The sequence below is a fragment of the bacterium genome, from assembly GCA_040753085.1.
Classification (GTDB): domain Bacteria; phylum UBA9089; class JASEGY01; order JASEGY01; family JASEGY01; genus JASEGY01.
On sequence record JBFMHI010000003.1, the window covers coordinates 1 to 26570 of the forward strand.

General features: G+C 51.8%; 8 protein-coding genes. 1 reads left to right on the top strand and 7 read right to left on the bottom strand.

The genetic code is table 11. The features are described from left to right. Positions 1–93: 93 nt before the first annotated feature. The 6 genes from AB1797_00745 to AB1797_00770 all read right to left on the bottom strand — a co-directional run bounded on the left by AB1797_00745 (position 94) and on the right by AB1797_00770 (position 25937). Positions 94–291, bottom strand: coding sequence for a hypothetical protein (locus AB1797_00745; protein ID MEW5766142.1), 198 nt, complete (start codon positions 289–291; stop codon positions 94–96). Positions 292–538: 247 nt separating this feature from the next. Then, positions 539–5740, bottom strand: coding sequence for a right-handed parallel beta-helix repeat-containing protein (locus AB1797_00750; protein MEW5766143.1), 5202 nt, complete (start codon positions 5738–5740; stop codon positions 539–541). Positions 5741–6883: 1143 nt separating this feature from the next. Next, positions 6884–12040 (bottom strand): right-handed parallel beta-helix repeat-containing protein, encoded by a 5157-nt coding sequence (locus AB1797_00755; GenBank protein MEW5766144.1) that lies wholly within the window; start codon positions 12038–12040, stop codon positions 6884–6886. A 623-nt stretch (positions 12041–12663) separates the two neighbouring features. Then, complete coding sequence (locus tag AB1797_00760) at positions 12664–22431, bottom strand: right-handed parallel beta-helix repeat-containing protein (protein MEW5766145.1); 9768 nt, start codon at positions 22429–22431, stop codon at positions 12664–12666. Between the two features lie 467 nt (positions 22432–22898). Next, positions 22899–24545, bottom strand: coding sequence for a fibronectin type III domain-containing protein (locus AB1797_00765; protein ID MEW5766146.1), 1647 nt, complete (start codon positions 24543–24545; stop codon positions 22899–22901). Between the two features lie 471 nt (positions 24546–25016). Continuing rightward, positions 25017–25937, bottom strand: a complete 921-nt coding sequence (locus AB1797_00770) for an alpha/beta fold hydrolase (protein ID MEW5766147.1) — start codon at positions 25935–25937, stop codon at positions 25017–25019. 13 nt (positions 25938–25950) lie between these two features. Here AB1797_00770 and AB1797_00775 point away from each other — a divergent pair, with 13 nt between their 5' ends. Next, entirely contained in the window at positions 25951–26199 is a 249-nt protein-coding gene (locus AB1797_00775; GenBank protein MEW5766148.1) for a hypothetical protein, read from the top strand. Between the two features lie 81 nt (positions 26200–26280). On the opposite strand, the gene AB1797_00780 is transcribed toward AB1797_00775, so the two are convergent. Then, a complete protein-coding gene (locus AB1797_00780) occupies positions 26281–26514 on the bottom strand; it encodes a toxin-antitoxin system HicB family antitoxin (protein ID MEW5766149.1) in 234 nt (77 codons plus the stop codon). Between the last annotated feature and the right edge of the window lie 56 nt (positions 26515–26570).

The following is a 26570-nucleotide window of genomic DNA, read 5'->3' on the forward strand; positions in this document are numbered from 1 at the left end:
GTTTTTAGGTATATATAACACCAGAAGGTCTAAAAAACAACCTTCAAAATACAAGGGGCGTATTGTCTCTTCGGCCAAAACTGTTACCACTTTTTAGGGCTGTTTCTGACCGAAATGAGACAATGCCATAAAATAACCTGCTATCAGAACTACCATGATTATCTCGCCACTCGTTGATTCCTTTCCGAAGAGTTTACCTAACATCGCAACTCCGACAAGCATCATCCCTAAATCATAAAGGAACTTAGAGAAATACTTCGCTATTTTATTCCCCACCGAGTCATTTCTCATCGAGAATCCTCCTTCATCTCAGTCCTTTCACTCACCTCGTTTATTTACATTATTAGTAACTACTCAGGTGGATAGGCTGAAGGCTCCTGTGTAATTACTCTTATTATAACATTATTTTGTGTTATCGTCAATTAAAAAAAGGAAAAGGGCAGCGGAAAAGAAAATCCGCTGCCCAACTTTCACTATCTCCATCTCCCGCAGGTTTTAAACCTGCGGGAGGTTTAGATTTGTCATCAAGGATAGCCGCTTACTTTAGCACGACCATCTTGCGGGTCGAAGTGATATCTCCGGCTCTTAACTGGTAGAGATAGACTCCGGAGGCCACTTCCTGGCCATTAGAGTCTTTACCGTCCCAGTAAGCCGCCCGGACTTTGCTGCTGTAAGTTCCGGCCCTAAGATTGCCCAGATCAAGGGTCCTGACCAATTCACCGCTCATACTGTAAATATTAATAGTCACACTGGCTTCATTAGCCAAGGCAAAAGGTATCCAGGCCTCTGGGTTGAGCGGGTTAGGATAGCTCTGACCCAGGCTGGTCTTGAGCGGAACCGTGGCGGCCAGGCCCATGTTGATGGCTGTCTCTAAGAGGGACTTCATCTCTAAGACCGCTGAGGTCTGAGGTCCGGCCTCTAAGACAGCCAATACGGCCCGGTAGCCCTCCAGATAGAGGGAATGATCTATGCCGACCAGGCCAGCCAGAGTCGGGGCCGGATAGACACCCTCGAGGTTGGTAGCGGTCTTGCCCCAGTTGAGACCAACGATGAGCACATCGGCTGCCTCAACCTTACCGTTACCATCAGCATCCGCATAGGTAGCGCTTCTGGCATTTGTGCCGATATCTCCCCACCAGGTTACCCGGCCGAGTTCAGCCTGGTCTTCCCAGTCAACCTTCCGAGGATATCGCTGGGTGCCACTTTGTCCCCAATATTGACCGATCGGCAGGACATCAGCCGCATCCACATCACCGTCGTTGTCTGTATCGCCTGGCCAGAGCTCCACCACGGATGGACAGAAGTTACCCTGGAGTTCGGCGGTATCTTGCCCACTGTTACCGGCCACATCGGTCAGGAAGGTGTAGAATTCAGCTGGCTCGTTGTGGTAATTCATCACAATGGTGTCGCCTACGGTCACCGCCGTAGAGGCCGCATCGATCCAGATCTTCAGGACGGCATCGCCAATCCATTCGGTCTGGACATCACCCCATAGATGTCGGCTGGTGTAGGCGGCGGAATTATGATCCCAGACAGACAGAGCCGTATCGATATTGATGCTGGTTACGGTCGGGGCATAGGTTCCAATCTCCTTCAGGTTGATCATAGGCTCGTTGAAGCGGATGAGGACATAGTCTTCCTTGCCGCTCCCTTTATCTTCACCCCGCGTACCCATGCCGGTGTTCTGATTCGCATCCGAATCTTCCGTGGTGCTCCTGATCAAACAACTGTTCGATCCATCGTAGGCCACGGCTTCCACAATGTAAGGCTGCTGACAGTCATACTCACCAAAGGTGCCGGTAATCTGTCGGTAGACGCAGTAGGCCAGGGAGTCACCGTTTGAACTGATAAAGGTTTGAGCGGTAGTCGCATCGAGCGCCCGGACATAATCGCCGACCTGGGGAATGGTATCCCCCGTGTCTCCGGAGAAGTGAATCTGCAAGACCGTCGTATCAGAGGTCCAACCGGCGCTATCGATGGTGTTCCAGTTATGAGTTGTGCCTGTCCCATCATAAGAGGTATTGAGTGGGATGCTGGTGTCTAAAGCGGCCATAAAGTCAGCGGCCACAGTTGTTCCGCCACTAACCACAGGAGCTATAACGGTGTTAGCTACGGTGTCGCCCATTTCGGTATTAAAGGTAATTTCCACGTAATCACAGGACTGCTGTCCATCGCAGTCGTCCTGATCGGGGTAGGCCACAATGCTCAGGATGCAGGGGGTTGGCCGCAGCAGGATCTCACCCGCTGGCGAGGACGGATCAAAGCCGATCGGGCTATTGGACTCGGTATATTGGGTAAGTGTCCGGTCAGTTGTGGCGCCACTCGAGAGCACACAACTGATGTTGCTGAAGGTCAACCGGCTGACCACGGTGCCGCTGGGGTTAGCCCCATCAAGAACTTTAAACCTGATCCTGGCAATGGGATAATCAGAGTATGTTCTGCCTATGGGGACACCATAGGTGGGCATTCCACCAGAACTTTTATCTTCCTCTTGAACCACGGAGATAGAGACCTTCTGGGCCTCTTCATCAACCACCCAGTGAAAGATGGGATGGAATACCGTGGTATCTCCTGACGCATTAACGGTGGGTGAATCAAGCAGATCGCCCAGTTCCACCGAGACCACATCTAAGATGCTCGACTGGGTATAATCGACGTCAAAGGCAATACCATAAAGAATCTGGGTATCAGCCGCATCAACTACTTCGGGAGTAGGGATGCCGGCCATGCCATCTAAGTAGACATAGAAATCGGCATAGCCACCTGGGGTGGTAGTGATGGATTGACAGGATCTTACATCAGCCAGATCACCGGGCACCACATCAGACAGAAAAAGGGTTCCGCTATCATTGATAGCCCCCGTATCTATCACCGTAACCTGAATGGTATCCAGCCGGCTGAGATTGATGCCGTCATAAACCTGGAGCCCGAAGACATAATCTCCCGTATCCTGGTTGGTAGCAGAGGCGTCGGTAGTCGGAGCCATAAAGCGGAGCTTCTGGGAATAGGTGTCAGAGGTGCCTTCGGCCGGGCTGTAGTCTTCGGCTGCCTGGGCCAGGGTATCTAAGATATAGCCATTACCACTGTTAGCGGTTGACGGCTGGCTGACTATACTCCAGCGATAGGAGAGTCGATCGGAGTTGGGATCGTTAGAGCCGGCCCCATCGAGGACCACATACTGGCCCATATAGACATATTTTATTTCCTGGGTCTTGTTGTCGTCTATGTCAGCCGTGGGCGGAGTATTGAAATTGGCCAGGCGATTAGCTGTACCGCCGTTTCCAAGCCAGGCGGGCGTCCAACTGCCTGCCGTGCCGTTCCAATAGGCAATGTAGTCAGTGACCGTATCGCCGCGATCATAGAAGCCGGTGGTAGCTCCAGTCAGGCCGTTTTCAAAACCGTCGGCATTAGAGGGATCATAGGGGCCGTCTTTGCCATAGCCGGTGCCGGACTTGGAGATACCCCACCAGTTATTCCTGGCCGAGATAACCGTGGTTTGAGTCGGGTCCTCTTTTTCCATGCCGTAATCACAATTGTCCCAGATAGCACACTGGCTCACGGACACGGTGGCCGCTTCATAGCCGGCGCCAATAAAGACACCGGTGTTATTCCGGGTGATGTAGCTGTCTGTAACGGTGACGGTAGCGTCAGCCGCGGCAATATTTATACCGTTATCAGCATATTTGATGGTGGCATCGGGAATATTTCCGGTAGAGCCGGCGGCAAACTTGATGCCTTTCCAGTCACCGCAGGCACCATCAGAGAATCCGTTGGCATTGGAATCCCGGCCGTCGGTCACGTCGTCATTAAAGGAAGTAAACAGGACAGTATTCCCCAGCCAATCACTCTGGCTGACCACTTTGGCTCCGCCGGTGGTGAGGGTTCCGTTTACCACCAGGGTAAGGTCATCCCCGGCCTTGAGAACTTGACCCGGCCTAATAGTCAGAGTGATACCGGTGGCTATGGTCAGATCATCTTTATCAAAGATATAGGGAACCGCTGTTCCATCCATAACGGTATCTATGGTGATGGTCGAATTCAGGTGGACGCCGTCGTGGGTATTGGTCAAATACCCCTCGATCTCCGTAGACTTATTGTAGATATTATTCCTGATGGTCCACCCGCCGATACCGTCGTTTACGCTGTCGGCTCCCACAAATCCGGCCAGTTCAATCGGCCAGTATTCATCATAAATCCAGTTGCCCGTAATGGTTTCCCCTCTGGAGTTGGAATAGATACCGCCATTTATCCCGTATTCATAATAGTCTACCCCGCCGGAACCGTTTTCAAAAGCCGCCCCTGAGATATAGGCCTCATCCGGGAATCCGGCCTTGAAGGCGCGACTGTCGTCATCATCATCAGTGGTGGTAGCACTTCCAGTACAATCCCAGTAAAAACGGGTCAGGGCATCATGTTCGCTGTCTACGTAGACCAGGGGGCCTTGCTCAGTGTATACCGTGGCCCGAAGGGAATCAGGCACAGGGGCCGTGTGAGAATGGGCGGTGCTGGTGTAATTTCCGTTCTGATAAATAGTACATCCGGTAACCGTTAAGACAGTGGCGTTACCATTCTGGGTGGAGTCACCCATGTTCTTGATACCCCAATCCCAGTTGCCGTAAATATTGCAGTCGGTTACATTGACTGTCCCGGCCGAGGTGGCGATTCTGACACCATCCAGCCGGTTATATCGGGCCGTGGAATCATCCAGGGTGAAGGTCCCGTCAGGGATAACTCCCTTTACCAGAATACCAGAGCCAAAGCTATACTGCAAGGTAACATTATTGATGGTCGGCTCAGCCGAGTCAACCACGATCATACCGGTGGCCAACTCATCCAGGTTGCCGATCTCGGTTTCGCCAATGGCATCGGCGTCGTCACCGTAAAGTCCACCATACTCGAGGGTGGCATAACGGATGGTTCCAGCCGAACCGGCTCCAAAGTAAATAGAGTTCCAGTCTCCCCGATCCGGGAGGGCCGTGCTCTGTCCCTTAGAGGTAAAGGTGATCTTCTTAGTAGCTGTTCCAGCCGCGGTCAGGGTTGCCCCAGACCTAACGGTAATGCCGAGCTGATAGGCCAATCTGGATTTATTATCCGGCACAAAGACCACTGTAACACCAGGCTTAATGGTCAGGGTATTACCTGAAGCAATCTCAACACCACCCTCAACGATGTAAGGGCTGCCATTTTCTTCCCAGGTAGCAGGAACACTGTGCTCCAGGCTGCCGGCGCCAACTACTCCATCCTGCACGTGGTAGCTGGGGGCATTGGGATACTGGTCATCCCAGACCCGGTTAACATAGGTGCCGCTCGTGACCACAATGGCCTGTTTACCTGCGGTGTAACCCAGGCTGGGGTCTTCATCGGCCGTAATCTTGGTGGCCAGTCCAGCCGCTGCGTCCCGGTAGTAAAAGGTGGCTGAATTCTGACCGGCCTTGATAGTCACTGAGGTGATGGCCTTAAAGGTATCCTTCGTCCCGTAAAGGGAGAACTCGGCCACGCCGGTTGAATTGGAAGTAAGCTTAATTGTCAGGTCGGCTGCAGCCGCCTCTGCTTTACCGTAACTGTTCTGAAGCTGGATGGTGATTGGGCCGGAAATCATATTGGCTGCTACGGCCTGCATATCGCTGGTAAATACAATCTTCGATACGGCCGCTTTAGCCACGCCGGCACCAACCGCCAACATAAAAACTGTTAGAAGAACGATTAATTCGCTTCCCCATTTGTTCTTCACTCTTTTCATAAGAAATAAACCTCCTTTTTGATTTTTTCGTCTTGTCCTCATCTTTATCTTTACTGGATGGGGGCTGACGAAATTCCCCTCCTCCCTGTTTTTTGATGGCCTATTTTATTATGTTATAAATGCGGTGCAGATCGGCTGGATAATGAACTTAGTCGCCGGCTTTGAGACTGCGTATAACGTATAAGATAATAGACCACTGTGATTTTACAGTTAGCAGCAGTCGCCGCTGCTCTCTAAATTACCCCTCCTTTCTTGAAAAAATCAAATACCCCACTTTGGTCAGGAAGATAGAGAAGATAGAGTGGGTATTTACCCCTTGGCCTTTTAGTCGCTAGGTGCTTTGTTTATCCGGAGAGGGATGGCGGCCTGCCCTCTCCTGGTAAGGGAGCTTGGAATTCAACCTCCTCTAATACAATTATTAAGGTAACTATTCAGCTACGGATGGACACGGATGAAACACTGATGGGCAACCACAGAGGGTTGCCCCTACTTGTGTTGGGCAACCACAAGGGGTTGATGGGCAACCACAAGGGTTGCCCCTACTATTTATCCGTGCTAATCCGTGTTAATCCGTGGCTGAATAATTACATTGATAATTAAAAAGGCTTATCACCTTTCCAGGATACACCCTCCACCTGGTGATGATAAGCCTTCTTTTTTCTGTCTTAGGTGGAAGGCGCATTCTGGATTAAATGCGAAATTCAAGCTTGTTTTTATCTTGGAGATGCAACTTCAAAGGTAATTATGGCGCAACTTCTACTGATGAACTATGTTACATAATGTATTACGGTACGGTGGTGATAAGGCACACCTTTCCACTTGTTCACTACACTTTGTTTATCTTATCGACCATATATTAAATAAACTTTAGAGGTTTTTCGATCTGTGGGGTTAAACTTCTTGTAACCGTTCAGCCACCAAGGCACGAAGACACGAAGGGGAAATTATTGATGAATTTTGTGTCTTCGTGTCTTTGTGGCTGAACACTTACAACTTCTTTTTTTGGGGGGGGGCGATAAAGAGGCTATAATGCTGGGGAAGAAAGAAACCAGGTTTCTTGAAGAAACCTGGTTTCTGTTTAACACCACCTCCGGCAGGTTTCAAACCTGCCGAAGGTTTAGAAGTCTCATACAGGATAGCCGCTTACTTCAATACGACCATCCTCCGGGTCGAAGTCACATCTCCGGCTATTAACTGGTAGAGATAAACTCCGGAGGCCACTTCATGGCCATTGGAGTCTTTTCCATCCCAGTAAGCCGCCCGGCTCTTGCTGGTGTAGGTCCCGGCCTCAAGTTTGCCCAGGTCAAGGGTCCTGACCAATTCGCCGGAAAGGGTATAAATCTTGATGGTTACATTGGTCTCTGCCAGGAGGGCGAAAGGTATCCAGACCTCAGGATTAAGCGGGTTAGGATAGCTCTGCCTCAGCGTAGTCTTGAGCGGAACCGTGGCGGCCAGTCCCAGGTTAATGGCTGTCTCTAAGAGGGACTTCATCTCTAAGACCTTCGTGGTCTGGGGGCCGGCCTCCAGGGCAGCCAATACGGCCTTGTAGCCTTCCAGATAGAGGGAATGATCCACGCCGACCAGGCCAGCCATTGCCGGGGCAGGATAGACCCCATCGATGTGGGTATGGGTTTTGCCCCAGTTGAGACCAACGATGAGGACATCGGCTGCCTCAACCTTACCGTTGCCATCAGCATCAGCATAAGTGGCGCTTCTGGCGGCAGTGCCGGCCTCTCCCCACCAGATTACCCGGCCGAGCTTGGCCTGGTCTTCCCAGTCAATCTTAATGGGATAGCGGGCTGGGCCGCTTGTCCCCCAGTATTGACCGATAGGCAGGATATCGGCCGCATCAACATCGCCGTCATTGTCTGTATCACCCGGCCAGAGCGATTCAACCTCGGCCGAACAGAAATTGCCCTGAAGCTCGACCGTATCAGAGCCTGCATTGCCGGCTACATCGGTCAGGAAGGTATAAAATTTATCAGGCTTGGCATAATTCATTACAATAGTGTCGCCTACCGTCACCTCGGTAGTGGCCTCATCGATCCAGATCTTCAGGACCGCATCACCAATCCATTCGGTCTCGACCTGGCCCCAATTATGTCTGACCCCAAAGGCCGGAGTATTATGATCAAATACGGCCAGGGCCGTCTCGATATTGATATTGGTTATGCTGGGGGAATATGTCCCAATTTCCTTCAGATTGAGCATTGGTTCGTTGAAACGGATGAGCACGTAGTCCTGTTTGCCGGCGCCTTTATCTTCGCCCCGGCTGCCGTATCCGGTGATCTGACTGGCATCTGGATCCTCGGCGGGGCTTCTAAGTAGACAACTGTTTGATCCATCGTAGGCCACGGCTTCAATAATATAAGGCGGCAGGCAGTCATACTGACCAAAGGAGCCGGTGATCTGCCGGGGGACACAGAAGGCCAGGGAATCACCCATTGAACTGACAAAGCCTTGAGTTATGGTCTGATCAGCCGGCCGTGCCCAATCACCGACCCTGGGGATATCATTCTGAGGGTGGCCGGAAAAGACCGCCACGAATTCGGTGTTAGATAGCCAATAACCGGTATCAATGGTTTCCCAGGGGTGAGTTGTGCCGTTTCCATCTTTATCGGTGTTAAGCGGGAGGCTGGCATTTAGAGCCGCGGTGAGGGTAGCGCTCGTCCAGGTAAGATCAGCCATGCCAGAGATACGGCTGTCCATAGCGGTGTTAAAGGTAATCTTCACTGAATCACCGCTCTGCTGTCCGTCGCAATTATCCTGATCAGGCGTGGCCACAATGCTCGTGAGGCAGGGGATGGGTCTCAACCTGATCTCGCCTGCTGGCGAGTTAGGATCAAAACCAATAGGGGTATTAGTCTCGGTATATCTGGTAATGGCCGGTTTAGTCCCGGCAGGTTTAGGCCCATCAGAGAGACTACAACTGATGTTACTGAAGGTCAGCCGGCTGACCACCACCCCGCTTGGCTTGGCGCCTTCCAGGACCTTAAACCTGACCCTGGCTATGGGATAATCAGCGTAGGTTCTACCTGTCGGGACGCCATACACATAGAGGCCATTGGCGCTTCTATCTGCCTCTTGAGTCACCGAGATAGAAACCTTCTGGGACTTTTCATCCACCACCCAGTGAAGGATGGGGTGGATTATGCCGACCGCGGTAGGTGAATCGAGCAGATCGCCCAATTCCACCGAGACCACATCCACGAGGCTGGACTGGGTATAATCGATGTCAAAGGCAATACCAAAAAGGATTTCAGTGTCAGCGGCCTCAACTATCGCGGGGGTATCACCGCTTTCGAGGCCGTCTAAGTAGACATAGAAGTCAGCATAACCACCCGGGGTGGTGGTGATGACCTGGTTGGTTCTGGCGTCAGCCACCCGATTGCTGGGCACATCATCAGACAGATAAAGGGTCCCCCACGTGTTGATCGAGCCGGTATCTTGGAGGACAACCTGAATGGTGTCCATCCGGCTGATATTGATGCCGTCATAGACCTGCAGGCCAAAGGTATAAGTTCCAATATCAGAGGCGGCGGTTGGGGCGATAAAGCGCAGCTTCTGGGAGTAAGCATCCGAGGTCCCCTCAGGACAGCAATAATCCTCGGCTGCCTGGGTTAAGGCGTCTAAGGCATAACAGCTTCCAAAGTTAGCTGCAGCCGGCTGGCTGATCAGGCTCCAGCGATAGCAGAGTCGATCAGAGTTGGGGTCGCTGGAACCGGCGCCGTCGAGGACCACATATTGTCCCAGATAAACATATTTTATTTCCTGAGTCTTGTTGTCGTCTATGTCAGCCGTGGGCGGGGTGTTAATATTGGCCAGGGCATTAGCTGTGCCGCCGTTTCCAAGCCAGGCGGGAGTCCAATTGCCAGCCGTGCCGCCCACGTTCCAGTAGGCGATGTAGTCACTGACTGTATCGCCGCGATCATAAAAGCCGGTAGTCGCTCCGGTTTTACCGTTTTCAAAACCGTCGGCATTAGAGGGATCATAGGGGCCGTCTTTGCCATAGCCGGTGCCGGACTTGGAGACACCCCACCAGTTATCCCTGGCTGGAATAACCGTGGTTTCAGTGGGGTCATCTTTTTCCATGCCGTAATCACAATTGTCCCAGATGGCACACTGGCTTACTGACACGGGAGCCGCCTCACAACCCTTGCCAATAAGGACACCGGTGTTATTCCGGGTGATGTAGCTGTCTGTAAGGGTGACGGTAGCATTAGCCGCGGCAATATCTATCCCATTATCAGCATATTTAATGGTTGCATCCGCAAGGGTTCCGGTAGAACCGGCTTTAAAGACGATTCCCTTCCAATTGCCACAGGAACCATCAGTGAATCCGTCGGCATTGGAATCCCGGCCGTCGGTCACGTCGTCCTGGTAGGAGGTGAAGAGGACGGTATTGCCTGGCCAATCACTTCTCTTGACTACCTTGGCTCCCCCAGTGATGAGGGTTCCGTTCACAATCAAGGAGAGGTTGCCCCCGGCCTTGATAACCTGCCCCGGTTTGATAGTCAGGGTGACACCAGTGGCTACGGTCAGGTCATTACTATCAAAGATATAGGGAACCGTTGTCCCGGTCATAGTTGTATTTAAGGTGATGGTCGAATTCAGTCGGACACCGTCGTGGGTGTTGGTCAAATACCCCTCGGTCTCAGTAGACTTATGGTAGGTATTACCGCTGATGGTCCATCCGCCGATCCCATCGTCTCTTCCATCGGCCCCCACAAAGCCGGACAGCTCGATAGGCCAGTGCTCATCGTAGATATAGTTATCGTGGATATTCTCCTGCTTGGAGTTGGAATAGATGCCGCCGTCTAAACCGTAGGTATAATAATCTACACCGCTGGAACCGTTTTCAAACCTTTGGGCGGCGGGATAGGCCTCATCCGGAAATCCACAGTTGGTGTAAATATCATCTACCGTCCCGTTGTTATCCCAGTCAAAACGGACCCGGGCATCATGGTAAGTGTCTTCATAGGTTAATGTCCCTTGCTCATCGTATACGGTGGCCTTAAGGGAATCAGGGACAGAAGAACAAATATGAGCATGGGCCTTACTGGAGTAATCACCGTTTTGATAAATAGTGCATCCGGCGACCTCTAAGAGAGTGGCATTGTCATTCTGGCTGGCATCACCGACGTTCTTGATGCCCCAATCCCAGTTGCCATAGATCTCACAGTCGGTTACCTTGACTGCCCCGGCCGAGGTAGCGATCCGGACACCATCCAGCCGATTATAGCGGACAATTGATTTATCCAGGATGAAGGTTTTGCCGGCGCCGGGGATAACTCCCTTTACCAGGATACCGAAGCCAAAGCTGTACTGCAAAGTAACATTATCAATGACCGGCTCAGAGGAATCAACCACGATCATACCAATAGCCAGGTCATCCAGAGCAGATATTTCGGTTTCACCCAGGGCATCGGCATCGTCGCCGTATAGTCCGCCATACTCGAGGGTGGCATAGCGGATGGTCCCGCCAGAACCAGGCTCAAAAAGGATAGACCGCCAGTCTCCGCGATCAGGTATGGCCGTGCTCTGGCCCTTAGAGGTAAAGGTGATCTTCTTGGTAGCTGTTCCGGCGGCGGTGAGGGTTGCCCCGGACTTAACGGTAATGCCGAGTTGATAGGCCAGTCTGGATTTATTATCCGGCACAAAGACCACTGTAACACCAGGCTTAATGGTCAGGGTATTGCCTGAAGCAATTTCAATTCCACCCTCCACGATGTAAGGGCTGCCCTTTTCTTCCCAGGTAGCAAGAACACTGTGCCCCAGAGTGTCGGCGCCAACTACTCCATCCTGCATGTGGTAGCTGGGGGCATTAGGATACTGATCATCCCAGACCCGGTTAACATAGGTCCCCTTAGTGACCACAATGGCTTGGGTGCCGGCGGTGTAACCGAGGTCAGGGGTTTCATCGGCCGTAATTTGGATGGCCATCCCGGCGGTTGCATCACGGTAGTAAAAGGTGGCTGAATTCTGGCCGACACCGATGGTCACCGAGGTCACGGCCTTAAAGCCTTCGGCTGTCTCGTCAATGGAAAACTCCGCCTTTCCAGTCGAGTTGGAAGCCAGGTTAATGGTCACCGGAGCCGCCGCCGCTTCCGGCTCACCATACTTGTTCTGAAGCTGGATAGTAATCGGGCCGGAAATCATATTGGTTGACACGGCTTGCATGTCACTGGTAAAGACGATCTTAGAGATAGCCGCCTCCGCTGCTTCGGTCCCGATGGCCAACGTAAACACTGGGAGAAGAGCCATTAATACGCTTCCCCATCTTTTCTTCGTTTCCTTCATTTAAAAACCTCCTTGTTTGATTTTTCGTAACTATTCTTGCCGAATCCTCCCCTTCCCTTCCTGTTGGGGGAGATCATATCCAGTAATCGTTACGGCGGTATCATCTGCCTCATCTCTCTGGCCTCCTTTCTCTAAGGTAACCGTTCAGGTATAGCTGCACGGATTAGCACGGATAAATAACACAGGACAGAAGGCGGAAGTGTAGGGACAGGGCTTGTCCCTGTCCGTGCTTGTCCATGTCCGTTCCGTAGACGGACAACCACAAGGGTTGTCCCTACAGCCTAAGGACAGACCCTAATCACGGACACGGCTCACGGATTCTCCGTGTTTCATCTGTGTGCATCTGTGGCTGAACGGTTACTCTCTGAGAAATAACTGCCATAGGGTATCAGGTAATGGGTGATCACCGATTACCGATTACCTGAGTAGTTACTTCAAAACGTAACCGTTCAGCCACAAAGCCACTAAGGCACGAAGAGAATAATGAAATAGCCCACGGATGACACAGATTTTGGCGAATTCTCACGGATTTTTTCTAATAAATTTTTATCCGTGTCAATCCGTTTCATCCGTGCAATCCGTATGCTATTATTTGTAATCTTTGTGCCTTAGTAGCTGAACGCTTACTTCAAAACTATCATCTTCCTGGCGCCGGTGAAAGACCCGGCTTGGAGCTGGTAAAAATAGATGCCACTGGACACCTCTTCTCCGCTCTCATCTCGGCCATCCCAGTAAGCCGCCCGATCCCGGCTTAGATAGCTGCCGGGCGGCAACTTGCCGGCATTGATGGCCTTGACCAATTGACCGGCTAAATTGTAAATGAATATAGTTGTTTCAGCCTCCTCAGCCAGCCGAAATGGTATCCAGACCTCCGGATTAAAAGGATTAGGATAATTTTGGAGGAGCTGGCTCCTGGCCGGAACCTGATTGGCCAGGGCCAGTTGGATATATTCGGCCAGGACCTCTGTCAGCTCGGTATAAGGCGTATCTTTAAGGACTTCATACATCGCCCGCAGAGGTTCAAGGTCCAATGGCTGAATGCTCACTTCTGACTGCTGACCCCTGATTTCTGACATCTGACTGCCGGCTTTTGTCTGCTGAGTCTTGTGCCAATTCATCCCAATAGGCAATATGTCTCTGGCATCAACTATCCCATCGCCATTAGCATCAGCATAAGCGGCCAGGGTAACTTTCCAGGAGGCGGCCGGTTGGGGAGTCCAATTGGAGGAAGCCGTCTCTCTGGGCGGCCCCTGAGTTTTCCAATACAGGCCAATAGGCAGCACATCCCTGGCATCGACCAGACGGTCATTATTGGTATCTCCCGGCCAGACCAGAACCTGGGAGACACTGCCTTCCTTGATGATAATCTCACTGCTGGTCGGGAGCAAGGAAATAGACCTATCCAAAGAATCCCTGGCTATTATATTTGAGAACACCAGGGTTATTCTTGTCCCGGACGCCAGCCCTTCGGCTATTCTGAAGATCACTTTGGCTATTGATTGGCCTGGTTCGAAGCCGGATACCCCTTTTGAATGGAGGCCCTTTTTTCTGGAAAGACCTATTTCTATCCGGCCTTGACCCTTTTCAGACTCAAAGAAGACCAGTTTCCCAGGATCAATATCGAGAAATGGACCGGGACTAACTTCCAATACTTCAACGGCCTCAGAAGGAAAGGCAGAGATTTCAAACACCAGGCCAAAAAGGTCGGATACGGGATGTTGTCTATCCCCAACTTCGACTTCCACCTCAAACTCTTCCCGGCTCACCTTGGTGTAAGTTGGTTGATCCCACCTCAATTCCACTTGTGACGAGACTAACGCCTTTACTTTAACCGTGGAGGGGGCGGAGAAATATCCAGCGGCATTGGCCACTACTAACTGGAAGATATATTCCCCTGGCTCTTGAGGGGTAAATTTAGGTTGAACCACGTTCTCCAGAATGATCCTCTCTGGTCCGGCTGCCTGGGTCCAGAAGTAACTAAGCTGTTCCCCCTCAGGGTCGTAACTGGCTCCGGCATCAAGGATGACTAAGGTCTTGACCCCGGTAGTAATGTCTGGTCCGGCTTCGGCAATAGGACTATGCAGGTCTTTGGCCCAGGGGGCATAATCCACGAAATCGCTTACCCTGTCTCCTGTTCCGGCCGGATTATAAAGCGGTCTGACCGTCGAATCATCTTTAGGTCCTGTTCCAGCGCCCCAATAGTTGCTTTCAGCCTCGATAGTGTAGGACTCATCCTGATTGAGAAGGCCGAACTCAAGGTTGTCGGTAATTTCACACCCCTTAAGGCGAAGTATCTTTTCCCTGGCTCCAGGATAAGACCGGGGGAAATCTCTAAAAAGGAGACCAATCCGGTTATTGGTTATCCTGGCCCGGTCAATTTGGATAGAAGCCCCCTTTATTCCTTCTATCCCGATAGTATTTTCCAAGATATGACAATCCCGGATAATCGGATCCCTCAAGGTGGCCGTAACACCTGCCGCCGCGTATCGAATCCGGCAGTAGCTCAACTCGAGGTCCTCTGGCGGGGACGTAACTTGGACCGCCACTACATTCTTGCCCTCTCTCAGGTAAGAACCAAGCTGATAGGTTTCTCCTGGATTAAAGGTTATTAGGGAGTCCTCATTTTTAGCTATTAATTGTCCATTGACGTAGACTTCATAATCGGTCACCGCCGAGATATGCAAGGGGGCCGTGATTTGCCGCGAGATAAGTTTATCTTCACTATTTCTGAGGGGGGGCGGATCAATAAAGATCTCCTGGCGATAATACCTCTCTCCCCCCGCCTCTATGGCAGGTTTCAGCCAATGGGCTTCTGTTTCAGGGAGCCAGTCCTTTGGGTCTCTGGGTTGGTCACCGCGGTCAACGGCGGCAGTTTTCCACCCGGAATCATCAAAGTCAACCTGCATCCAATCTGACGGGGCTGCCTCGCCTTCTAATCTTTTCCAGGAGGCATCGGTGATTACACTCATTTCTCGGTAAAGATGGTAGGTCTCCTCCTTACCCTCACAGCATTCTCCTTCAGACTTCAATCCCCTGACTGTGAAAGATTCCTGAATAGGCAAGTCTACCAGAAGGGACTGCTTAATTTCCAACTCCACAAAGTGAAGGCCGCTCCAATCACCGGCCCGGGGGGTAGTGGCCTCACTATCCCCGTTGCTATCTCCACCAAATTCATCATCCTTGAAAGAGGTGAAGGTAATGAGCCTATCGGCTGTTCCGTTGGCCTTGAGCCTTCCATTGATAGTCAAGGCCCCGGCGCTTTTAAGGATCACCCCAGGGCTGATCCTCCAGGTAGAATCCTCGCCCACCTTCAAGCCGTCCGCCAGATAAAAAGGCGCCCCATCCTCTTCCCAGATTACCTCTTCCTTCCCGGTAATATCGCCGCAGATCTTGATGGCATTGTATTGGTTGCCGAATATCTCGTTGTCCGTAATCAGATAGGCCTTGTTGGCGGTAATGCCGATGGCATAGTTGCGGTTATGGTTAATCAGGTTGTTTCTGATAATAGGCTCGGCTTCCTCCCCACAGAAGGTGGCGATGGTGCCGGCTATATAGCCGGTCAGATCATCGGTGTAGGTATAATCATCGTCTGGTGAGTAGGAATCATTGTAAGTCAGATGGTTCCATTCAATCAGGGGATCAGAGTCCTCTCTCACGGCCACCGCCCGATAGGCGTTGTAAGCGATCTTGTTGTTGGTGATGGTCGGGGAGGCATTGTGCAGCTCAATCCCGTCCTTAGAATAGAGGATAATCGCCCGGTTGATGATGGAGTCATCTAAGGATGAATCCCAAAAGAGGATTCCCTGCCAATCACCGTTATCCGCTGTTCGGCCGTGTGATGCCCCATCACAATTAATATCTCCGCCAAATTCATCATCAAAGCAGGAGGTAAAAACGAGGTAGTTGGCAGTCCAATCATCCGGCTGGACCGATTTCGGAGGGTCAATAATATAGAAGGCGTGGAGGCTACCCTCTGGGTCAGCATCAGCTATCAGCCTTCCTCTGACCTCCAGACCGGCCCCTTCGGACTTGGGTTTGGTTTCATCGAACTTGACCACCACGCCCGGGTTGACCGTCAAGGTAACGCCTTCTTCCACGATAACCCGCTGGACAAAATAGGGCGCTAAGTCATTATAGTTCCAACTGGTGCCGGCCACGGTGTAGTTGGCATACCAGACCGTATCCGTGCAGTGGTTAGCCGCATCGATCCAGACGGCATTATGGTTATTGCCCTTGATCAGGTTGTCCTTGATGATGTAACCGCCCACACAGTCGCCCAGTCGGTGCTGTCCTTTAATGACGGCCCAACCGTCATTGTCCTGGATGAGGTTGTCGGTAATGGTCTCAGAGGCGGTGGCGGTGGAGTAGATACCGCCGCCGGCTCCGTCTTCATCGGTTGGTCTGAGTCCATTGTCGTGAATATTACAGTCAGTCACCACCAGGTCAGTGTGGTTACCCACGTAGTAGTTACCCTCATTAAGGATGCCCCAGCGACCGTTTCTGGCCAATTCACAGTTATCAATAGTGATGGTGCCGTCATCTATCTTGAAGTTGGCTCCATCTAACCGGTTGTCGCTGAATTCAGAATTGGTGAGGGTCGGGTTCATCGGGAGGGTCGGATCATTAGTCATATCGGCTGTCCTGGGACCGCTGTAGAGTATCCCGGCGGCGGCCGAATTAGTGCTCCTGATATGATCGATGACCACATCAGTGCCATAGACCTCGATATTGCCCCGGTGATACTCACCTAAGCTGTCATCATACCAGCCACCGTAGCTGATATCCGCATAACTGATAATCGAATCTTGAGCGGTCTCTTCAAATTTGATCCTGGTCCAATCCCCGGCCTTAGGGTGATATACCTGGCCGTCCGGTTGGGTCCAGGTGCTGAAGGTGACACGCCGTTCCGGGATGGTGCCTTCCGCAGACGGCGCCCTCCCGGCCGCCTTTAAGGTTCCCTGAACGATCAGCTCAGGCGGCTGATTAGGATTGGTCAGGGTGGAGAATGGCCTGAAGAGGACCTCAACGCCCGGCTCAATGGTCAGGCTCACGCCGGGCCAAACCTTAACCAGGTCTTCGATAATGTAAGGAGAACCGGATATGTCCCAGACCACATCATCTACATATATCCGGTCATCATAAGGCGGTTGATCGTCCATGAGGCGGTTGACATAGGTGGCTGACTTTCTAACCGACCAGGCGCTGGTGAATTCGGACCGGTTGCCGCCGCAGTCAACAGCCGCTACTCGCCAGTAGTAGATTTCACCCATAATCATCGCCTGCTCATAGGGCAGGGCATACTTTACCGTGGAAGAGCCTTGACCTTCGACCTCGACGTTTACCTCAGGTGATGAGAAATCGGAATCCCGGTCCATCTGGAAGAGATAGTGAGTCGCATCCGAGACGGTTGTCCACTCAAAGGTGGGGGTCGAATCAGTCACCGGGGTTGGGGCCTGATCATTGACTACCTGACTCACCCTGGCCGGGTAGATCAGGGTCGGCCTAGCCGGCGACTGGAGGTCAACCTCAAATCTGTTGGGGGTGCTCCATTTGGTGGAATTAGTCGCCCGATCAAAGGCCTTGACCCGCCAGTAGTAGACACCTTCAGGAAAGGCGTTCAAACCAGCCAGAGCCCCGTCAAACCGGCCGCCGAACTGGCCATTGTAGGCCTGATAGTCGGCTTCGGTGATGTTGAATCGGCCGTCGCCATCCTGATCAATCGGCCAGCGGGTGTTGGCGATATTCTGAAGGCTGGGAACCCCGTTGGTCCTAAATTCCAAGAGCGGCTCAAAGGGCAGCTCGCTGATGTTTATCTCTAACGGATCAGAGAACTCGATATTGTCGCTTACCTGTAAGGTGTAAACGATGGGAGCCGAAGGATCACCCATCGGATCCCAGTCAAAGATGGGGGTGGTATCATTGACGCACTGACCGTCCGCCGGCGTAACCAGTCTTACTGAGCTGCAACTCACATAACAATTGTTAATATCAGTATCGATGTGGATTTCCCAGACATCGGCAGACCAACCGGTCTGGCCGCAACGGTTACCGGCCTCATCCACCCCGCCGACTCTCCAATAGTAGGTGCCGTCTCTCAGGGCCACGGTCGGCACATAGCTGGAGACCTTGGTCCATTCATTTACCTCGGGTGAGGAGAAGTCGATGTTGTTGTCAACCTGAATATTATAGGTGATCTTGTCTATGCTCGGCCCGGTGCCCTCATCCTCGTAGGCTGACCCCTCATCCGACCAGTCAAAGAAGGGGGTGTCATCATTGGTATAGGTGCCGTCATCCGGTGAAACCAGGCTCGGACATGAATCTACGTGCGGATCGATCCTGATCGCCCGGATCTCTGACCAGGTGGACTCATTCTCGGCACAGTCAATGGCCGTCACCCGCCAGTAGAAGGTCCGGCCGGCCCCGATACTGGGCAGAATAGTCGGCGTAAAGGTCATCCGGCCGTCTAAGACCTGGAACATCTCCGGATGATACACATCGTGAGGGTCTCTGGGATCATTGGAATAATCCACCGTCTGATTAAAGACATCTCCGCTATTATCGCCATTGTTCAGGTTGTCATCCACCTCGATCTGGATAAGATAGTAAACTGTATCGCAGTAATCTGAGTTAATGAAGTTGCCTGACAGCTCTGAGGAGTGGTAGGTCTTGGAATCAACCACCCGCTCCCAGGTCATCGTGGGGGTAATATCGTTGGTGGTATGCCAATCTGCCGGTGAGATCAGATTAGGGGCGTCTGGGGCCGTGGTGTCAATGGTGAATCTCCGGTAGGGACTGGTATGGCTCCACTCGGAGATGTTGCCGGCACAGTCCATCGCCCGGACTCGCCAATAATAGGTCCCCTCCGGCAGGACCGGCGTGACCGTCATTTGACTGCCGTGGATATAACCGGTCGTGCTGCCGTCTAAGGGGTTATCTCCGCCTACCAATTGCGACTCAAAGTCGTTTATGTCCAGAATAGGTGAAGAGAAATCAGCGTCATCATCGATCTGGAGCTGATACCTCAGGTCGTAAGCCTCCGGCTCATCCCAGTCTAAGGTTGGGGTGTCGTCATTGAAGATGATGGCGTCATCCGGTGAGGAATAGTTGGGCATATCCGGCGGCGTCAGGTCCACGGTAAAGGCCATCATATTCCCGCCGTTGCTTCTGTTGCCCGCCTCGTCCACGGCCATGACCCGCCAGTAGTAGTGCCCTTCCTTCAGCTCATAAGCCGGCGGCAGGGTATACTCGGACCCGGTCAGACCGGAGACAGAGACGTCCGGGTCGATAAAATCCGGATCCCCGGCATCTTTGGCCTTGACCAGCTCGAAGATGTAAGACAGCGTCCGTTGCTGGGTGTCGGTATCCTCCCAATAGAAGGTCGGCCTGGTTCGGCTGAAGGGCCGGCTGAGCGCTCCGCCGGTGCCTGAAAAGACGCTGGGTGAGATATCCGGCTCCACCGCATATCCCTCATCCTGGTAACTGACACAGCCAAAAGGCGCCAGGAGGGTTGGATCAGACGGTTCTCCCATCTCAGGATTGAAGCTCCAGACCTGGCTGGCGCACTGGTTGCCGGCCTTATCGTAGGCCGTTACCCGCCAGTAATAGATTACTCGGTTATCCATGGCCTCGGCATTAGCTGTTTGATAGCTGGAGACCGGTGGTGTTCCGGTGTTCCACTGATCAATAACCAGGGGAGCCGTAAAGCTTGATTCGGTATCAATCTGAATATTGTAGCTGATAATATTGGGGTCGGTCACATCGGCCCAATCAAATAACGGGGTGGTATCGGCCAGGGCGATCCCGTGGGAGGGAAAAAGCAACTCCGGTGTACAGGGTGGGATCGTATCGATGACAAAGACCTGGGCCTTCCAGGGTGAGTAGTTGCCCGCACAGTCTCTGGCCCTCACTCGCCAGATATAGCTGCCATCTGGCAGGGCCGCCGTATAAGTCGGCTGGGATAGCTCGGTAACGTCAACTACGAGTAAGACCCAGCCTGTCTCCGTTGGCGCAATCTGTAGGTCATAGCGAAGCTCCTCGCCGTGGCTGATCACCCAGGCTACAGTTTCAGGTGGATTGCCGTCCTCGGTACTGGTGAGATATGTAGCCGCCGTAGCACTCCAATCCACCCAGGCCGTCTGAGAAAGGGTATCTCCTTCATTCCAGATAAAGATTGGGGTCGGATCGGGCTCATAGTCGCCATCATCCAGGGTATCAGACAGGTCCTGGGGAGTGGTCGGCGCTTTGGTGTCCACGATAAAGGCAAAGGAGTCAGACCAGGTATTACCGGCATCATCGGTTACCTGCAGCTCCCACCAATAAAAATCTCCATCGGTGTCCGAATCCTCCAGACAGACAGTGGTGATAAAGCTATGCGCCGTCCCACCGCCGCCGACAGCCACCCACCCATTAGCATCACTATTAGGCAGATTAACCACGTTGGCGCTATCATAGACGCCCAGATTTCTATTGACGATTCGAACTTGATAGGTCACGGCTGGCGGTTCATCCAGACCGTTGGAACTGGCGCCGTAAGGCGGCAGGTCAATCCACTTTAAGATTGGGGTGCAGTCATTGATATGGAACTGCTGGCTGCAGAACTCTGAGTCAGCCCCGGGATAGATCAGTCTGGCCACCGGTGCCGTGGTATCCACCGTAAAGTAGCAGACTTCACTCCAGTTGCCTACTACCTCGTTACAGGTAGGATCCAGGGCCCTTACCCGCCAGAACCAGATGCCGTCCGGCAAGGTGGCCCCGGTCCAGGCCGTCGTCCGGTCGGAAAGCCAAGCTACCTGATTGCCGTTGGCATCCTGACCATTGCTGAAATTAAAGCTGCTAACTTCTGATGGCGCCGCCGCATTAACATTACCATTTCTGATCCAGAGGTCATACTCCACATCTTCTGAATCAGCAATCGAGAAAGATCCGTCATGATCGAGCTGGACTTCATACCACAGGTCGCTGGGCTGACTCCCTGAAGGATCAGCCACCTCGGTCCAGGTGAAGGTAGGCGCACCCGTATTGATCCGGTCTCCTCCATTAGTGCCGGTGGTGGTGCAGGCACCTGGTGACTGGACGATAGGCACCTCAGGTGGCACACAGTCTTCCAGGTCTATCACCACTTTCCACTTGACACTCCAGTTAGTGGAGTCTGCCCAGGAGTCATCGTTAACGGACATAATCCGCCACCAGTAGGTCCCTTCCGGGAGGCGACCGTCGTTAAGGGTGCTGGAGACGTCGGGGCTCAGGACATCGTAGACTAAGGTCGGATAGGTATCCCCAATAGTAAAACACGTCCTGGTGCCGGGTATCCGGGCCTGAATGAGGAGATTGGTGGAATCCCACGTTCCGGTATCTACCCCCCACCCCTCTCCATCATTTTGATCTTCAAAGTTATCATTGTTGAACCAGGCAAACTGGAAGATGTAGCTATCTCCGGCTTCACTTCCACCCGTGTTGCCAACGCCTCCAGTGATGCCATCAAGGACGCTCTCGTAAGGAATCCCTGGCCTGGGGTCCCAGCAGAAGGTAGGCTGCGGTGAATTAGTAGTGATATTATCGGGGAGAGACCTCAAGTCCACCGGCCTAATAGTAAAGGACCGGGTGGCGCTCCAGTTGGTGTAGGGGGTTCCAGCATCATAAGCCATAACCCGCCAGTAGTAGGTTCCGTTCTTGAGGTTGAAGGAGGCGGTGTCGATGGCGTAGTAGCCCTGGGTTGGATCAAGCCCCAAGATGGCCTGGCTGTCTGGGGTGTTAACCTTCTTCGGCCATACTTCCGGGCTGCCATCCGGATTAAATTCTATCCGGTCCGCAAAGCCCGGATTTTTATCAATCCAGATAGCCCACGTATCGACCACATCAGTATCGCCGGCGATGTTTTCATTGGCTCCAAAGACCAGGTCCGGGGTGGCGCTGTAGACATCAAACCCGTTTAAGGGATAATGGAGGCTGGGTGGAACGATGTCGAACCAGCCCAGATTGCTTTTAGTGTCCTCATTGGCTATGACCTGCCAGTAGTAGCGAGTGATTTCGCCTTCGGGCACACAGGTCAGGGCCAGGGTGTCAGGGAGGCTGAAGGAATGTGTTCCGGTAGTTCCAAAACCACCGGCCGGCACGGCCAAACCATAATCACCGGCGGCCGTGAAATAGAGGTTGACTTCAAATTCTAAGGGATAGAGGAAGTCGCTTCGTTCATCGACCTGGACAATGAATTGGGCGGCGGCCTCAGGCCCGTTCCAGTACCAGGTCAAATTTGGGGTGGCGTCCCAGGTGTCAATCCCGTTAATGGGACTGGTCACAGACAGGGCATGCCCCCTGCCCACCATAGCTGTTACCAACACAGCCAGGGCGGCCAATACTACCCTAATTATTTTTCCGACATCCGGTGTCTTCACTTAACAACCTCCGTGTAGTAAGATCTATCGCCCTCCTGGCAAAAACAAAAAGACCTATCGCAACAGAAACAATAGTTTCCTGCCCATAGGTCTTTTATCTTACCTTTGACCTTTGTCTTTGCTGCGATTAGGCTGTGTTTTAGCTGTGATTGTGCTTCAGTGAATGACTTGGTTAAAATGTAGCCCAGGCGTCTCGCCGGTGGTCATATTTGTAACCGTTCAGCCACCTTTGTGTCTTGGTGTCTTTGTGGCTGAACACTTACGTCATATTTACCGCCGGGACGGCTGCGCTGCTTACGAACAAACAAAAAAGGCCTATTATAGGGAGGGCCTTTTCCCTCCCTATAGGCCTCTTTTTTTAAGTCTAAGTAATCAGAATCGTAGCAAAGCTCCTGCCTTACGCCCAGCAAGGCCTTGCTGACAAATCGATACCGAACGCTTACGCTAATTTGAGACAACGCCTGAGGCTATTTAACCACGATTTCAGCTCCCTGAACGATAACCGTATCAATGCCAACCAAATTACCCGTTTCATTTTTAACTTTCAGAAGCAGATCATCTCGGCTAATGCCTATGGCCGTTGTTCCTTTATTCTCTGCCTTAAAATTAATAATAGCTAATACCCCCGAACCGGAGACGCCGCTCATCTCCCCTTTTCGAGTAATGGCCAACTCAATGGTGCCTTTTTCGTTATCAGGCATGCCCAAAAAAACTACATCTTCGCCCAGAAATTCCCCTGGTTCGGCGCCTTTAGCGGTTATTACCTTCGGATCGAAGGCCGCCCTAAAGGAGGTCTGGAAGAGATTAGTTACTTTTTCTATGCGGACTTCCAGGGCAAACTGGTCGCCTACTTTAGCTTCCTTTGAGGCCGGAACTATTTTTAGGAGAGGAATGTCCTGGGAGGGGGCGATGGTGGCAAAGCTTCCCTCCTGCCGGACAAAAATTCCTTCGGCCTCCTGTGATTCGACCTTAAAGTAATAAGTAGTATCCGGCTCAAGGCCGGTCAAATTAACGACATGTGAAGTAGTTAACTGAGTTTCCTTCGGAATGGAGAGACCGAGTTGTGGAGTTTTACCATAGAAAACCTGGGTGGTGGCCGGACGGTTGGTGGCCCAAGTGATCTGGGCTGAATCTACCGTGGGATGGGCCGATAGATTAGTGATGATTAGAAGGGTGGTAGTCCCCGGCTCCTTGGTCCTGAAGCTTCCTTCCTGGAAGGCCTTCTCTGCCTTGGCATCCTCGGATTCGACCTCAAAATAATAAAGGGTATCCGACTCAAGTCCAGTCAAATTAACGGTATGCGAAGTAGTCAACTGAGTTTCCTTCGTAGTTGAAAGACCGAGTTGTGGAGTTTTACCATAAAAGACCTGGGTGGTGGCCGGACGGTTGGTTAACCAGGTGATCCGGGCTGAATCTACGGTTGAACTGGCCGATAGATTAGTGATGATTAAAGGAGTGGCCTCATCCGGCTCCCCGGTGGTGAAGTTCCCTTCCTTGAAGGCCGATTCTGCCTGGGCATCCCGGGATTCAACCTTGAAATAGTAGAGGGTCTTTGATTCAAGACCGGGCAAATTAACCGTATGAGAGATAGTTAGCTGAGTTTGCAGCGTGGTTGAGAGACCAAGCCCGGGGGTTTTGCCGTAAAAGACCTGAGTAGTAGCCGGGCGGTTAGTTAACCAGGTAATCCGGGCTGAATTCGAGGCGGGTGTAACCGAGAGGTCGGTAATAGCCAGAGGCTGAGGCTCAGTTGAGCCATAGGTGAAAGGTTTTGATTCGGAATTGGCCTCATTTCCCTCAGGGTCTTCTGACTTGGCTATGATATAGTAGGTAGCTCCCGCTTTAAGATCGGTCAATTCAACCCTGTGCTCTAAGGCATAATTTTTATGGGGGGCACTCAATCGGCCCACATTAGGAGATTCCCCATACCTGACCTGACTGGTAGCCAGCTCGTTGGTCGCCCAACTGACCGCGGCCCCGTTAGCCAGAGGGGAGATATTGAGGTTAGAGATAACAGGTGCATTTACATCAGCCGAGGTGCCGGAATTAGAACTTTCCCCGCAGCCGGAGGGGAAAAGAATAGTAAGGATAAAAACCATCAAAAGTCGTCTGGACATAAATTGCACCCCCAATTTTGGTAACCGGTGATTAGGTACTCAGTAATAACCGATTAGCGCTTTTTCCCTCCCGATAACCTGTTACCGATAACCTGAGCCGTTACGTGGCGGCTAAAAAAAAAGCTTACCAGCGATAAGGTGACAAGGTTGCTCCTTCTCTTTTGGTAAGCCCGATTATTTTTTTGTCGGCAGCTTTTTAAAGTAGCCCTTTGATCAAGCGACTGTTATAACCCCTGATCCCCCTCCCTTCAGGATACCTTTTCTCTCTCAAAGGAGACATCCTTGTCTTACTCGCTTTATCGACAGAACGATAAATAAACTTTAGGGTGATAATTAGCGGATTGAGGTAATATATAACTGATACGCCAAGCTATTCTGGATTATTCGCCTTTTTTGACCGAGGATAAGTTTCGCGACTTTGGATAGGCTGAAGACTGACGTTCAATAGCCTTCAGCCTTCAGTCTGAGTAATTACGGACGGAGGTGGGTTTTCAAAAACGTCACGAGTTGGGGAAAGGATTTATTCTGGAAGGAATCCCCGAAGGCATGTCCATATTCCGGAAAGGTCACCAGTTTTACCGGCTTCCCCAGATGCAGCAATTCATTTCTGAGCATAAGGCTTTGGGTGATGGAAACTGTTCGGTCGTTCTCGCCGTGGAAGATCAAAACGGGCGCCGTTAGGAGGTCCAGATGGTAAAATGGCGAGCGGGCCTTAAAGATGGCCTCGACGGTGGATAAATTCAACCCCTGATTCAGAAACAGAACCAGTTCATCTTCGCGAAGGGAAAAACCGCCCAGTTGTCCGTAATAATTCACGAAGGCTTTGACGCGGCGGCCCAAAATTTCCGCCGACTGAAGGGCCAATCCGCCGCCCATGCTGTATCCAATAAGGCCCATCCTCTTGGCGTCAACTTTGGGATACCTCGAAAGGGATACAAATGCCTGGACAATGTCGATGACTTCTCCTGGATAGGGGTAGGTATGCTGACCTTCCGAAGGGGGATACCCCCGATAATCGGGAATGAAAACCACAAACCCTTCGGTGGCCAACGCCTCCAGCGTATCCCTCGTTCCCAATCCCTGAAAGTAACTCGCCGGCGGGTAATAGCCGTGGCATATCACTACCGCCGGATAAGGCCCAGCCCCATTTTTGGGTATCGCCAATAGTCCAGAGGTGGTGATGTCCTCACTTCGATATCGAACGCTTTCGATTCTAAATTGGGGTGAATCTTCCACCACTCGGGCCACGGTTAGGGGGGTGGGCTGAAATTTCTTTTTTGATAGGGTTTCGATGGCCGCCTGTTCGAAGACTGGTGGAAGACGGACCTTCCCAAGTTGGGGCGGCGTATCCTGGGCGGCGGTGGGAAAGGACGCACCCACCCCGTACCACATCAATATAAGTCCCGTGAATAAAAAGCGTTGTCTGCACATCATTCTTTTATGTTCTCTAAGTCTCTGTGATTCTGTAGGGGTGACTACTCAGGTAGATAGGCTGAAGGCTATTGAACTTCAGCCTTCAGCCTATCTACCTAATCAGTGGCTGAATAGTTACGATTTTTGGGATGGTTCACTTTACTGTGAAAGCTTGCGGCTGAGAGGTAGGGTGGGCACCGCCCACCAAAAAGGCGTAGATGGCGAACAGATTGGTGGGTAATGTCCACCCTACTTCTGCGGAAGGTTAACCGCGCCTAAAGTTTCACAAGAAAATGGATGATTTTGAACCGTCCCCGATTTTTTAAAGTTTGTCGTATTCTTCCGGCTCTATATCTGCTACTTTAGCCATAGCCTTTTCAAATTTTTTCCTACTTCTTTTGGCTCTTTTTTCGAAATACTCGCCAGTAATTAATGCTGATACCTTCTCTGCAAGTGCCGTAGATATAAATTGGTTTATTGACACATGATCTTTCTTGACTAACTCACAAGCAATTTCATGCAATGAATCAGGCAATCTTAGGCTGAGCGTACTCATTGATCACCCCAATAGGCCGCAATTTCAGCCGTTATGTCATTGTCACTCAAAGTTTG

What these genes read in the sequence shown, in the direction of transcription:
- AB1797_00745 (MEW5766142.1), bottom strand. Translation starts at nt 291, where the DNA reads ATGAGAAATGACTCGGTGGGGAATAAAATAGCGAAGTATTTCTCTAAG.
- AB1797_00750 (MEW5766143.1), bottom strand. Translation starts at nt 5,740, where the DNA reads ATGAAAAGAGTGAAGAACAAATGGGGAAGCGAATTAATCGTTCTTCTA.
- AB1797_00755 (MEW5766144.1), bottom strand. Translation starts at nt 12,040, where the DNA reads ATGAAGGAAACGAAGAAAAGATGGGGAAGCGTATTAATGGCTCTTCTC.
- AB1797_00765 (MEW5766146.1), bottom strand. Translation starts at nt 24,545, where the DNA reads ATGTCCAGACGACTTTTGATGGTTTTTATCCTTACTATTCTTTTCCCC.
- AB1797_00770 (MEW5766147.1), bottom strand. Translation starts at nt 25,937, where the DNA reads ATGTGGTACGGGGTGGGTGCGTCCTTTCCCACCGCCGCCCAGGATACG.
- AB1797_00780 (MEW5766149.1), bottom strand. Translation starts at nt 26,514, where the DNA reads ATGAGTACGCTCAGCCTAAGATTGCCTGATTCATTGCATGAAATTGCT.